Source organism: Solihabitans fulvus (assembly GCF_008386585.1).
Lineage (GTDB): Bacteria > Actinomycetota > Actinomycetes > Mycobacteriales > Pseudonocardiaceae > Solihabitans > Solihabitans fulvus.
In genome coordinates this window covers 92,052-105,002 of the sequence record NZ_VUOB01000038.1, presented here as the reverse complement: position 1 = coordinate 105,002, position 12,951 = coordinate 92,052, and the positions used below count along the sequence as shown (strand labels likewise).

Sequence of the window (12,951 nt, the reverse complement as noted above, 5' to 3'; positions counted from 1 at the left end):
GCCCTTGACCGGTCGACGACGGCCGCCAGCACCTACCTACGCGCCGCCGCCCGGTAGATCACCAACCCGAGAACGCCGAGCCCAACAACGGCGACAGCCACGACAGCCCATACCCACAACGGAATTCCACCGGACTGCGCTGCCGACTGCGATGCTGTCGCCTGTGACGCGGACTCCCGATTCGACGCCGACGCCCGATTCGACGCGGACTGAGTCTCCTTCACCGAGGGCGCGTCCAACAGCAGCGGATTGCTCCGCTCCGCAGGCCGTGCCGCACGAAGCGCGGCCACCGGGTCGATGACCCCGTAGCCGAGGTGGTCGTCGATCCGCTTGCCGCCGCCGGACGCGGAGGCGATCATCGCCCTGATGATCTGGCCGCTGGTCCAGTCCGGATGCGCGCTGATGAGCATCGCGGCCTCGCCCGCGATCAGCGGAGCGCAGAACGACGTGCCGGACAGGGTCAGCGTGCTCGGGTCGGAATACACAAGCGGTATGTCGACCGCAGGCGCGGCGAGCACGATCTGCGGCCCCGACTCGGACTGCGGCCACGCCTGGCCGTGCTGATCGCTGCCGGCGGCGGCGATCGAGCCTGCGCAGCTCGACGGCCACTTCTTGGGATTGAAGGCCTGCCCGTCGTTGCCCGCGCTGGCCACCACGATCACGTCGTGCTCCTGCGCGTAGCGAACCGACTCGCAGATGCCGGTCGGCGCGAAGTCGAAGGCGAGGGAGAGGCTGACCACCCGTGCGCCATGGTCGACCGCGTACCGGATCGCATCGGCCACGGACGCCGGCGACTCCGGAATATGCACGCTGATGATCTTCGCGCCGGGAGCCAACCCCTGCTGCCCGTCGGGGCTGTCGGGATGCCCCGCGATGAGCAGCGCGGCCCAGGTGGCGTGGAACTGCCCCTGCGATCCGCCGTCGTCACGCAGTTCGCCCGCCGCCGTGAGGGTCCCGCTGCTGACCACCGAACCGGTCAGCTCGGCGCGATTGCGGTCAAGGCCAGTGGTGTCCACCACCGCGACGGTGACCCCCTTCCCGGTCGACGTAGGCCACGCCTGCGCCGCGTTGAGGTGGGCAGCGTCAAGGAACCACTCACGGTCCTTCAGCGCGTCCGCCAACGCGCCCGGCGCACCGGCCAGCGCGGCCGTCAACAGCACCGCGAAAACGGCCACCGCCCGCACGACGCCCCTGGGCACCCACCACCGAGTCAGCATGGCCATTGGATGGCGGCGCCAGCCGCCAGGTTCCCCAAGAACCGGGCGGCCGATCGCGTCAACCGGCGCGGCGGTTACGCGCGTTCCGGGCCGGCGCAGGTTGCGGTGGCGAGGTGCTCGCAGCACCCGCGCACACCGCACGCAGAGCCCCAGTAGCCACCTCAACAACATCGCCAGGAACGTTCGCGAACACCGCGGCGTGCGCGGCCGAGCTGGCGCTCACCGCGCGTTCGGCCAACGCGACACCGTCGGGCGTCAGCCGCACCCAGGTGCTGCGGCCGTCGTCGGGGTCGGCCTCGCGCACGACCAAACCGTTGGCCACCAGGTGATTGGTCACGTTGCTGGTGCCGCCGGAGGACAACAGCAGCCCGCGCGCCAACTGGTTGGGCTTCATCCGGTAGGGCGCGCCGGCGCGACGCAGCGACACCAGGACGTCGAACTCGGCCACCGTGATGCCGAGCGCGGGCAGTTCGCGCCTGGTCGCCTCGTCCAGCGCGGCGGCAAGCACCAGGACGCGCTTGGTCAGCTCCGAGGTCGGGTACAGCACGTCCGGCAGCTCGGCCCGCCACGCGTCGAGCAGTTCGTCGACCCGATCCGGCTGCGCTGTCATCTTGACAGGGTAGATCACACAGATGATAGCTTTCTAAAAAGCTTCCTCCCAAGCATTCATCGGAGCCACCATGAGCACACTGATCGTCCGCAACGGCTGGGTAATCGACGTCGAACCCGAGCCGACCGTGCGCAGAAATATCGACATATCGATCTCAGACGGCCGGATCGTGGCGGTAGGCCCGAACCTCCCGGCCGACGACGCCGAGGTCATCGACGCGACCGGCCACCTCGTCCTGCCCGGTTTCGTCGACACCCACCGACACCTCTGGCAGACCACCCTGCGCAGCAGCGCCGTCGACGTCGACCTGCGCCAGTACCTTGACCGCACGCACGGGGTCGCCGGCCCGCTGATCCGGCCGGAGGACGTGCACGCCGGCAACCTCGTCGGCGCGCTGGAGTGCCTGGACTCCGGCATCACCACCGTGCAGGATCACTCGCACGTCCAGTTCTCCCCCGCGCACAGCGACGCCGCGATCACCGCGCTGGCGGACGCCGGCATCCGCGCCGTGTTCGGCTACGGCTATCCCGTCCTGGACGCGGCGGCGCGGCGGCCGGCGGAGGTCCGCCGGGTCCGCGAGCAGTACTTCGCCTCGGGCGACCAGCTCCTCACTCTGAGGCTCGCCCCGGCCGGCCCGTCCTACTCGCCCGTCGACACCGTGCGAGAGGACTGGGCGCTGGCCCGCGAACTGGGGCTCGGCATCGCGGTGCACGTCGGCAGCGGCCCGGTCGCCGAACGGCCCGTCGACACGCTCCGGCGGCACGGTCTGCTGCGCGCCGACACCCTGTACGTGCACGGAAACTCGTTGCCGGACAACGAACTCCAACTGATCGCGGACTCTGGCGGCGCGGTGTCGATCGCGCCGGCAATCGAGGCGCAGATGGGGCACGGAGCCCCCATGATCGGCCGGCTCCGGCGTGCCGGCATCACCACGGGCCTCGGCGTCGACGTGGTCACCTCGACCGCAGGCGACATGTTCTCACTGATGCGCGCGGCCCTCCTGTCCAGCCACCTAGGCGAAGGCCCCCGTCTGACCGCCGCCGAGATCCTCCAGCTGGCCACCATCGACGGCGCCACCGCGCTAGGCCTGGCCGACCGCATCGGCTCCCTACAACCGGGCAAACAGGCCGACCTAGTGCTGCTCCACGCCGACGCTCCCAACCTGGCAGGCGCAACCCACGACCCGATCGGCGCGGTGGTCACCGCGGCCCACCCGGGCAACGTGAGCACCGTCCTGGTAGCGGGCACACCGGTGAAACAGGCCGGCCGGCTCCAACACCCCGCCCTCCACGCCAAGATCGCAGAAGTCCACCAATCAGCACACCGCCTAGCCACCCAAATCGCCGCCACAACAACAACCTGACCACCCGCCCCACCCCACCAACACCCTCCGCTCCACGCCCACATCCAGCGCCCCGCGCCCCGCGTCTTCACTTTGTGACGGTGCAGGCCCACGGCCAAAACGACAACCGATCAGCGCAATCGCTTGCGCAGCCACCACATGCCGACCCCGAGCACAGCAGCGGACAGCACCAGGAACAGCCCGAACTCCATCACCTGAAAGGTCCAAAACCGGCTGGCTGGCTGGACCATCTCGCCGAACCCCACCAGGCCCCGCTGGGTCATGCAGCCGTAGTAGGAGTCGCTCGCCGCGACACTCGCGACATTCTCGACACTCACGCAGGGATTCCAGAGCTCCCCCTTACCAAGACCCATATGAATGAGCTGCCCCGTGTTGCTGAGATATCCAACGTCCATCAGGTGCGCCTCGCCGTCCATGGATCTCGGCCCGTGCCACGGCACGGTCACCATCACCGGCGGCAGGTAATGCCAGCGCAGATACAGGCTGACACCGGCAAAAACCCCCGCGACGACGGCGGCCGCGACCACGATCGCCGGCACCGTGCGGCGGATGAGCAGCCCGCCGCTCGCCCCGAGCGCGAGCGCGAACAGCGCGTACGCCGGCAGCGCCAAACCCTGCGACTCAAAGTAGAACGGCCGAAACAAGTACTGGTCGAGCATCCAGTTGCCGGCGGACCTCGCCCACCAGGCGTAGGCGAGTTCCCACAGGACGACGCCGCCGAGCACCACGGCGGCGGCCACCGCGAACTTGGTGACGAACCACCGCGCCCTGGACACGGACTGGCTCAACGCGACCAGGTACGTCTGCTGCTCCCACTCCCGCGCGAACATCGACGCGCCGACGCAGACGCCGATCACCATCGCACCAACGACCATGCCGGTGCGCGCGGTCTGCGCCTGCCCCCAGAAGTGCACCCAGACACTGTCCGCGACACTCCTGAACTCCGGGCCATCCGTGCTGGCCACGGTGTCTGGCAGCGACCGGGACCACAGGTCCGTCGACGTCACCTCACCCATCATCGCGAACCGGTAGTACAGCAGGTAACCAAGCCCAACCAGGATCACGCCGATCGCCGCAAGCAGGGTGGCGCGCTGCTGCCGCCAAGCGAACCAAATCACGCCGCCGCCCCCGAACCAGACTGTGCCGCAGCCTCCGAACCAGACTCGGCCGAGCCCCCCGAATCAGACTGAGCCGAGGCAAGCAGATGCCCGACGACGACCTCATCCAGAGTCGGCTCGGACACCACCCAGCCGTCCCCTACCAACTCGCCGTCGCGCCGGACGAGCGCGGTAACCTGCCGCTCGCTCACCTGGGTCCGCACCACCCGATGGGGACCGAAGTCGGTGCGTTCGGCGCGGTGCGACGCGACAACAATCCTGTGCTCGGCAAGGATGTCGTCAGTCTCCCCGGCCAACAGCACGCGACCTCGGTCGAGCAGCAGCAGGTAGTCGCACACTCCGTCGACGTCCGCGAGCACGTGCGTGGACATCAGCACGCCTAGGCCGGTCTCGGCGACCTCGACCATCAGCGTCCGCATCGCGTCCTGCCTGGCGATGGGGTCCATCTCGGCCAGCGGCTCGTCGAGCAGCAGCAGCCGAGGGCGTCGCGCCAGTGCCACCGCCAGCGCCAGGCTGGCGCGCATCCCGCCGGACAGCGCACCGACCCTGGTCCTCATGCCCAGACCCGCGCGGTCGACCAGCGCGGCCGCGTATGCCTGATCCCAGCCGGGGTTCATCGCGCGGCCCATGCGCAGCGTCTCCGCGACCGTAAACCCCCGGTACAGCGGCTTTTCCTGCGCCACGAAGCCAACGCCGCTCAGCCCGCGCAGCCACGGTTCGGCGCCGAACACCTCGGCCGAGCCCTCCGACGGGGTCAGCACCCCGGCAAGCAGCCGCAGCAGCGTGCTCTTCCCCGCGCCGTTCGCCCCGACCAGGGCGGCGACCTTTCCCTCCGGCAGGTCGAAGGTGCAGTCGCGCAACGCCCAGCTGCGCCCGTACCGCCTGCCCAGCCCCGCCGCGCGCACGGCGATGGCCGGCCTCATCACAGTCATTCCTGTCCCCCTCGGAACTTGTCGTCGAGCACGGCGCGGAACAGCGCGTCCACGTCCTCACGGCCCATGCCCAGCTGGCGCGCTCGGTCCATCCACTCCAGGAGGTCGCCCCTGAGCGGGGAGCCCGCTGCCGCGCCGGGAGAGGCCAGCGAGCGGCGCACGAAGGTGCCGAGCCCCGGCCGCGGTTCGACCAGGCCCTCGCGGTCAAGTTCGCGGTACGCCTTCAACACCGTGTTGGGGTTGATCCCGGTGACCGCCACGACGTCCTTGGCGGTCGGCAACCGGTCACCGGGGCCGATCAGTCCGAGCCGCAGCGCCTGTTTCACCTGGTGAACGATCTGGAGGTAGGTGGCGACACCGGATCTTCGGTCGATCCGAAACTCGATCACCCTTAACCCTTCCACTAATCAGTTAGTGGAATAACTCTGGCCAGCCACCCCGCAACCTGTCAACCGCCGAACGCGACCAACCACCAAAAACAGTCAGCCGCCCAAAACCGGTCAGCTACCAAACCACCAAGACCGGTCAACCGCAGACGTGCACGGCCCACTCAGGTTCGCCATGCCACCAGTACGGCCCAACCTCGGCACTGGGATGCGGCGCGCCAACCGTCGTGACCGGCCGCGCATCCTTTACCCCAGAGGCAAACGGGGCGACCAGCTCATCGACGGTGTGCGGGGATCCGCCGGCCAGCACCAGCCGGACCGCCGCCGCCGCCCGGATGTCCGCCAGCGGATTCCCTTCCACCGCAACGAGATCGGCCAGCCGGCCGGGCTCAACGGTGCCGAGGTGGTCGCCGAGGCCGAGCCAGCGAGCCGGGTTTCGGGTGGCCACGGTCAGCGCCTCGACCGGCGTGAAACCGTGCCGCACCAAGGCTCGCAGGTTCTGGTGCAGGCTGATCGCGACGTCGTCGAGCGGCGAGTCGGTGCCGGCGATCACCAGGCCGCCCGCACGGTGGATGCGCAGCATCATCGTCACATTCGCCGCCAGCCCGACTCGGAGCGCGTCGTTGGCCGGACCGGGCTTGGCCGCGTCGTCCGCCTTGTGCAGCAGCCGCTGGTACTCCCAGTCCGGGAACAGCGCGCTGGTGCGCGGATCCGTCACCAGTGAGCGGTCCTCGCCGTACAGCACGGCCGAGCGGAACAGCGTCGGCGTGATCGACATGCCCGAGTTCGCGAACAGCCCCACGACGTCCTGATAGGCGTTGCCGACGCGGCTGACGGTGTGCGAGTAGCCGAGCCGGTTCGTCGCCCCGTAGTGCTCCATGCCGTCCATGCCAAGGTGCACGGCGGGATACAGGTAGTGCGAGGACAACGGAACTCCCCTGCGGTGCGCCGCGTCCACCGCTTTCTGTTGCAGCGCAACGGGAAGCCGCACGTACGTCTTGATCAGGTCGTACTGGAGCTCGAACGCCCTGCGCAGCTCCAGCGACAGCTGCTGCTCGCTGTTGGTCGGCCGCATGAAGTTGTAGTAGACGCGCCCGCCGTCGATGGCCTCACCCGTTGCCAGGTAACGAGGTCCGAGCTTCGCGCCGGACTCCAGCGCCTCCCTGGTCTCCAGCATCTGGTACGCGGGATCTCCCGGCGAGCGGGTGGTGGTCACGCCGTAGGCCAGCCAGAGCCTGCCCTGCCGCTCGCCCCACTGCCGCCCACGCAGGTGCCAGTGCACGTGCGCGTCGATCAGGCCGGGCAGCACCGTCAGCCCGGACGCGTCCAGCACCTCCTCGCCGGCGCGGTCCCGACGCTCCTCGACGGTCCTGATCCGGTCGCCCTCCACCACGATGTCGACCTCGCGGCGCAGCTCCGCGCCCCGGCCGTCCCAGAGCGCGCCTGCCCGCAGCACCAGCCGGCCGCGCGGCCTGGTTCTGGTCCACCGCAACGGAACCTCGACGTCCCCGGCCCGGTCGCCGTCCACCGTCACCTGACGCAGGCGCCCGTTGCTGAGGTAGAGCAGCCGCCGCGAGTCGCCGCGCCAGCTCGGCGCGTCGGTCACCTCATCGGTGAGCTGACGCGGCGCGCCGGTGATGCGGCCCGTCGCGTCGACCGGCGCGAGCCACAGCATGCTCTCCACGACGAACGCAAGGAACCGGCCGTCCGGCGACCACACCGGGCCGTCGTCGCCCCTGGTGGCCAGCGACCGGAACGGCATCGGCTCCTGGTAGGCGACCGTCCCGCTGTCCAGGCCGACCGTGAGGATCTGGCTGGTGCCCTCGCGGAACCGCCGAGAGAACGGCTTCACGGCGGCCAGCGCGAGCGTCCGCCCGTCCGGCGACCAGGTCGGCCGCCCCGGCTGGTACAGCGCGGGCAGCACCTTGCGGCTCTGGCCGGAGGCGAGGTCGAGCACCCAGGTCGCGCCGTCGGAGTCCTGGTAGGCGATCCGGCCGCCGTCCGGGGACCAGCGAGGCGTGAGCTGCCCGTTCGGCAGGTCGGTGAGCCGGGTGCTCTCACCGCTGGCCACATCGAAGCGCCACAGCGCGGCGGTCCCACTCCGGTCGCTCGCGTACACCAGCGCGGTGCCGTCCGGCGACCAGTCCGGGTCGGAGTTGAAGAACCCGTCGGCCACGATCCGGCGCGGCCTGCCGCCGATCGGCAGCAGCCACAGGGCGTTGAGGGCGCGGAACGCGACCTGCCGGCCGTCGGGCGAGAGCACCGGTCCCGCGATGCCGCGCACCTGGTGCTCGCCCGTCCCGAACAGGTCGCGCGCGGGCTCCCGATCGAGCCTGCGGCGGTAGTCCACGCTCGCCTCGAACGGGATCTCGGTGGCCTGGCCGCTGCCCAGCGAGCGCCGCCGCAGCCTGCCGTCTGCGGTGTAGAGGATCGTCTCCGCGCCGAGCCAGTTCACCGGGAAGCCGAACACGTCCTCCCCCGAGGTGACCGCCTTCCCGCCGACGACGACCTCCGTCACCGGGCCGCGCATCCTGGTGTAGCTCAGGGTCTGGCCGTCCGGGGCGAACGTCGGGCCGAACAACACGGTGTCCGCGACGGGGTCGACGACGCGGTGGCGCGCGCCGTACAGCTCGACGACGTCCAAGGCCGCGCCATCGACCAGGCACACCAAGCGATTGCCGTCCGGGGACCAGAACGGCTCGGCGTCGTCCGATGCCGCGTTGGTGAGCTGGGTGCGCTGCCCGGTGCGCAGGTCGAGCACCCAGATCCGGTAGCCGCCGCCCTCGTCGCTCGAGTAGGCGATCCTGGTGCCGTCCGGGGAGAAGCGGGGCTCCCGGTGGTCGTACCGGCCCGTGGTGAGCTGCCGCAGGTTGTTGCCGTCCAGATCGAGCAGCCACAGGTGGTAGTTGCCGTCGCGGTAGGACTGGCACACCAGGGTGCGGGAGTCCGGCGAGAAACTGGGCCTGGTCGCGTCCTGGAGGTCGTCGGTGAGCCGCCGCGCCACACCGCCCGCCGCCGGCAACAGCCAGATCGAGGTGTACAGGTCCATGGCGATCCACCGGCCGTCCGGCGAGACCGCAGCCGAGGCGTTGGTGGCCTCCCGCGCGACGAACCGGCGCCGTGCCTGCGCGTCCTCGGCGGCCGCGTCCTCGGCAGCCGCGGCCGCGGGTTGGTCGGCCAGCAGCGGGGCGCCGCCGAGCAGCACGGCCCCGCCGATCGCGGCGGCGCGGCCGGCGCCGAGCAGCAGGTCGCGCCGGGTGACGCCGTCCTCATCCTTGCCTGGCTCGATGTCCTTGCCTGGCTCGATCGGTGCGACGGGCACAGCCACCTCCGGAACGCTCGACCCCGTGCCGAGTTCATCGGCACGGCCTCATTCCAGGCGTAACGGCATCACCCAAAAGGAACAATCGACCGTCCGGCGCAACGACTACCCGAGACGGCGCAACGACCACCTAACAGCGCAGCCCAGCCGCGTCAGTCCACAGTGGACAAGCCGGTCACGCGTCGGACCGGAGGCCGTCGACCAGCTCGCCGGCCGCCGCGTACGGGTCGAGTTCGCCCGCCGCGACCCGCTTGGCCAGCTGCTCCAACGCGACGCCCCCGTGCAGGTCGCCGAGCCGGGATCGCAGCTGCCCCAGCGCGATGGCCTCGACCTCGGTGCTGGCCCGGTGCGTGCGCCGCTGCTCCAGCTCGCCGTGCTCCACCATCCAGCTGTGGTGCTCCGCGATCGCGCCGACGACCTCGTCGAGACCCTCGCGCTTGGACGCCACCGTCCTGACGATGGACGGCCGCCACAGCGGGCCGGGAATCTCCCTGCGGCCCAAGGAGATCATGTACTTCAGGTCGCGCACGGTGGCGTCCGCGCCGTCCCGGTCGGCCTTGTTGACCACGAACACGTCGGCGACCTCCAGGATGCCGGCCTTGGCCGCCTGGATGCCGTCGCCCATGCCGGGCGCGAGCAGCACCAGCGTGCTGTCGGCCAGCGAGACGACCTCGACCTCGGACTGCCCGACGCCGACGGTCTCGATCAGCACGACGTCGAAGCCCGCCGCGTCGAGCACCCGCAGGGCCTGCGGGGTCGCCCAGGCCAGCCCGCCGAGGTGTCCCCTGGTGGCCATCGAGCGGATGAACACGCCGGGGTCGGTGGCGTGCTCCTGCATGCGCACGCGGTCGCCGAGCAGCGCGCCGCCGGAGAACGGCGAGGACGGGTCGACCGCGAGCACGCCGACCCGCTTGCCCTGCGCCCGATACGCGGACACGAGCGCCGAGGTGGAGGTCGACTTGCCGACCCCCGGCGAGCCGGTGAGGCCGATGACCTGCGCCCGACCGGTGAACGGCGCGAGCACCCTGGCCACCTCGGCCAGCTGCGGGCTGGCGTCCTCGACCAGCGAGATCAGCCGGGCAACCGCGCGCGGTTGACCTTCCCGCGCGCGGTTGACCAGGTCGGCGACATCGACAGTCCTCGGCACACCCGTGACCTTAGTTCGTGACCCTGCGAAGGTCCGCAGTCCTCCGACGCTCGTCAGCTCTTGGGCACGCGCACGATCAGGGCGTCGCCCTGGCCGCCGCCGCCGCACAGGGCAGCCGCGCCGACGCCGCCGCCGCGCCGCTTCAGCTCCAGGGCGAGGTGCAGCGCGAGCCGCGCACCGGACATGCCGATCGGGTGGCCGAGCGCGATGGCGCCGCCGTTGACGTTGACCTTCTCCGCGTCGATGCCCAGCTTGCGGGTGGACACCACGCCGACGGCCGCGAACGCCTCGTTGATCTCGACCAGGTCGAGGTCGGCGGGCTCGATGCCCTCCTTGGCGCAGGCCGCCCTGATCGCGTTGGACGGCTGCTCCTGGAGGCTGGCGTCGGGGCCGGCGACCACGCCGTGCGCGCCGATCTCGGCGAGCCAGGTCAGGCCGAGCTGCTCCGCCTTGGCCTTGCTCATCACCACGACGGCGGCCGCGCCGTCGGAGATCTGGGAGGCCGAGCCCGCAGTGATGGTGCCGTCCGGCGTGAACGCGGGACGCAGCTTGGCCAGCGTCTCCACCGTGGTGTCCGCGCGGATGCCCTCGTCGGCGGCGAAGACGATCGGGTCGCCCTTGCGCTGCGGGATGCTGACCGGGGCGATCTCCTCGGCGAACACGCCGTTCGCGGCGGCCGCGGCGGCGCGCTGGTGCGAGCGGGCGGAGAAGGCGTCCTGGTCCTCGCGGGTCAGGTCCTCGTAGCGGGCGTTGGCCTTCTCCGTGGACACACCCATCGCGACCTGGTCGAACGCGCAGAACAGGCCGTCGTGCGCCATGGAGTCGACCATCTGCACGTCGCCGTACTTGAAGCCGGACCGCGAGTTGGGCAGCAGGTGCGGGGCCTGGGTCATGGACTCCTGGCCGCCAGCGACCACGATGTCGAACTCGCCTGCCCGAATGAGCTGGTCGGCGAGCGCGATCGCGTCGAGGCCGGACAGGCAGACCTTGTTGATGGTCAACGCCGGCACGTCCATCGGGATGCCGGCGGCGACGGCCGCCTGGCGGGCCGGGATCTGGCCTGCGCCCGCCGTCAGCACCTGGCCCATGATCACGTACTGGACCTGCTCGGGGGACACGCCGGCGCGCTCGAGCGCGGCCTTGATCGCGACGCCGCCGAGCTGCGCTCCGGAAAAGTCCTTCAACGAGCCGAGCAGACGGCCCATCGGGGTACGGGCCCCGGCGACAATGACGGAACCGGACACAGCAGCCTCCAAGCGGTGCTAGCGGTTGTTAACCAGTCACGATACCCAGGGCTACCAATCGGTAGGGCTGTGAGCCGTCGCACAGGCCACCTGCAACGATTCCGCGACGCCAGCGTGCCCGAACGGCCCTACCCTGCGACCCATGAACGAGGAGCTGCGCAGGTTCGTGACCGCGATCGACCACGTCGGCGTTGCTGTGCCGGATCTGGACGCGGCCATCGAGTTCTACCGCGAGACGCTGGGCCTCGAGGTCGCGCACACCGAGGTGAACGAGGAACAGAAGGTGCGCGAGGCGATGCTGCGCGCGCCGGGTGACGACGGCACCGGCACGGCCGTGCAGCTGCTCGCGCCGACCGGTCCCGATTCCACGATCGCCAAGTTCATCGACCGGTCCGGCCCCGGGCTCCAGCAGCTCGCCTACCGGGTGTCCGATGTGGACGCCGCGTGCGAGGCGCTGCGCGCGAAGGGGTTGCGGCTGCTGTTCGACCAGCCCAAGCGCGGGACGTCCGACAGCAGGGTGAACTTCATCCACCCCAAGGACGCCGGCGGCGTGCTCGTCGAACTGGTGGAACCCGCGCCGGGGCGCTGACACACGACCCCGCTCCGCTCCAAGCCGCCGTTCCGTTTCCCGGTGCGGTGGGGACTACGGCATTCGAGGGACACCGGATCGTCACGCTCTGCCGATTACCACTCAACTGGCAGTATTCGGGCCGGTCGCGCACCTGGGGAGGGGCGCACGGGGAGGGACGGTAGGCGGTGGCTGGCGTGTTCGAGTGTTCGTTCACCGAGCTGGACGTGGCGGGGGACGCCCTGCGGCTCGATGTCCGCCAGTTCCCCTTCGTCATCCCGCACCGCGGTGCGACCCACGACGAACGCATCCGGCTGATCGAGACCGCGCACCGCGATCTCCGCTCGCGCGGCCTGGTGCGCGGCGCCGACTTCGCCCCCGAGCTGAAGCAGGCGCTCGACCTGTTCGCCAGGGGACGGGTGGCGGTGGCGATGGCGGGCAGCGCCGGGCGGGCTCCGCAGCACGCCCTGGCCGTCACCGACGACCGCGCCGCCGTGCTTGCGGTCGGGCGGGGTGCGGCAATCCGGTTCGAGCTGATCGACCCGCTAGCGATGGTCCGAGCCGTGGTGGGGTTGCTGCCGCCGTTGCGTCCTGGCCCGGGAGTCACCGTCACCGTCACCGATGACGCGGCCCCGGCGGTGTCCCGCCGGCAGGCGGACGAGGACTTCGCCGAGGCGACCTTCACCTCCTCGGTCCGGGCGTCGGCGGGCGCGTCGGGCGCCCAGCGCCAGATGGCGGAGGAGATCCTGCGGCGTCCGCGCCTTGGCGGGGGCTATTTCACGGTGACCAGCCGCAGCCGGCGCGGCCGGGAGTCCGAGCCGGCCACGATGAACTGGGTGGACACCGACGTCGGCCGCTACGCGGTGATCCCCAGCGTCGGCCGCGACGGGCGTATGCGGGTGACCTACACCCCGGCAGACCAGTCACAGCTGACCCGTCTGGTGGATTCGCTGCGGTAGGCGGAACTCCCAGGAGGGGCCAGCCGTCGGAACGCCGGACGGCAAGGCAACGCATTGCTACGGTGCATTGACGCAGCGTCAAGTC

General features: G+C 70.8%; 11 protein-coding genes. 3 read left to right on the top strand and 8 right to left on the bottom strand.

The annotated features are described in order from the left end of the window. Positions 1-32 precede the first annotated feature (32 nt). On the bottom strand, positions 33-1,217 hold the full coding sequence (locus tag F0L68_RS21320; protein ID WP_188316717.1) for a S8 family serine peptidase: 1,185 nt from the start codon (positions 1,215-1,217) through the stop codon (positions 33-35). Positions 1,218-1,275: 58 nt separating this feature from the next. Next, complete coding sequence (locus F0L68_RS21315; protein WP_149851389.1) at positions 1,276-1,827, bottom strand: MarR family winged helix-turn-helix transcriptional regulator; 552 nt, start codon at positions 1,825-1,827, stop codon at positions 1,276-1,278. A 70-nt stretch (positions 1,828-1,897) separates the two neighbouring features. Between F0L68_RS21315 and F0L68_RS21310 the strand changes: the two genes are divergently transcribed. Next, positions 1,898-3,190 (top strand): amidohydrolase family protein, encoded by a 1,293-nt coding sequence (locus F0L68_RS21310; protein ID WP_149851388.1) that lies wholly within the window; start codon positions 1,898-1,900, stop codon positions 3,188-3,190. A gap of 110 nt (positions 3,191-3,300) precedes the next feature. Here F0L68_RS21310 and F0L68_RS21305 read toward each other — a convergent pair whose 3' ends face one another. From F0L68_RS21305 to F0L68_RS21280, 6 genes are all read right to left on the bottom strand, one after another. Then, a complete protein-coding gene (locus F0L68_RS21305) occupies positions 3,301-4,308 on the bottom strand; it encodes an ABC-2 membrane transporter-related protein (RefSeq protein WP_149851387.1) in 1,008 nt (335 codons plus the stop codon). Then, positions 4,305-5,240, bottom strand: a complete 936-nt coding sequence (locus tag F0L68_RS21300; RefSeq protein WP_223198998.1) for an ATP-binding cassette domain-containing protein — start codon at positions 5,238-5,240, stop codon at positions 4,305-4,307. Before F0L68_RS21300 ends, F0L68_RS21305 begins: the two co-directional genes overlap by 4 nt. Beyond that, complete coding sequence (locus tag F0L68_RS21295) at positions 5,237-5,629, bottom strand: GntR family transcriptional regulator (protein WP_149851386.1); 393 nt, start codon at positions 5,627-5,629, stop codon at positions 5,237-5,239. The genes F0L68_RS21300 and F0L68_RS21295 overlap by 4 nt, the downstream gene beginning before the upstream one ends. A gap of 136 nt (positions 5,630-5,765) precedes the next feature. Continuing rightward, positions 5,766-8,954, bottom strand: a complete 3,189-nt coding sequence (locus tag F0L68_RS21290; protein ID WP_306463162.1) for an amidohydrolase family protein — start codon at positions 8,952-8,954, stop codon at positions 5,766-5,768. Positions 8,955-9,123: 169 nt separating this feature from the next. Beyond that, entirely contained in the window at positions 9,124-10,095 is a 972-nt protein-coding gene (gene meaB / locus F0L68_RS21285) for a methylmalonyl Co-A mutase-associated GTPase MeaB (RefSeq protein WP_149851385.1), read from the bottom strand. A 53-nt stretch (positions 10,096-10,148) separates the two neighbouring features. Beyond that, positions 10,149-11,339 (bottom strand): acetyl-CoA C-acetyltransferase, encoded by a 1,191-nt coding sequence (locus F0L68_RS21280; protein WP_149851384.1) that lies wholly within the window; start codon positions 11,337-11,339, stop codon positions 10,149-10,151. A gap of 142 nt (positions 11,340-11,481) precedes the next feature. On the opposite strand from F0L68_RS21280, the gene mce reads away from it, so the two are divergent. Then, positions 11,482-11,928: a methylmalonyl-CoA epimerase gene (gene mce, locus F0L68_RS21275; protein ID WP_149851383.1), complete on the top strand. Its 447-nt coding sequence runs from the start codon at positions 11,482-11,484 to the stop codon at positions 11,926-11,928. A 176-nt stretch (positions 11,929-12,104) separates the two neighbouring features. After that, a complete protein-coding gene (locus F0L68_RS21270; RefSeq protein WP_188316716.1) occupies positions 12,105-12,866 on the top strand; it encodes an ESX secretion-associated protein EspG in 762 nt (253 codons plus the stop codon). Positions 12,867-12,951 lie beyond the last annotated feature (85 nt).

Coding starts and splice junctions, on each gene's coding strand:
- F0L68_RS21310 (WP_149851388.1), top strand. CDS start 1,898: ATGAGCACACTGATCGTCCGCAACGGCTGGGTAATCGACGTCGAACCC.
- F0L68_RS21320 (WP_188316717.1), bottom strand. CDS start 1,217: ATGCTGACTCGGTGGTGGGTGCCCAGGGGCGTCGTGCGGGCGGTGGCC.
- mce (WP_149851383.1), top strand. CDS start 11,482: ATGAACGAGGAGCTGCGCAGGTTCGTGACCGCGATCGACCACGTCGGC.
- F0L68_RS21300 (WP_223198998.1), bottom strand. CDS start 5,240: ATGACTGTGATGAGGCCGGCCATCGCCGTGCGCGCGGCGGGGCTGGGC.
- F0L68_RS21315 (WP_149851389.1), bottom strand. CDS start 1,827: ATGACAGCGCAGCCGGATCGGGTCGACGAACTGCTCGACGCGTGGCGG.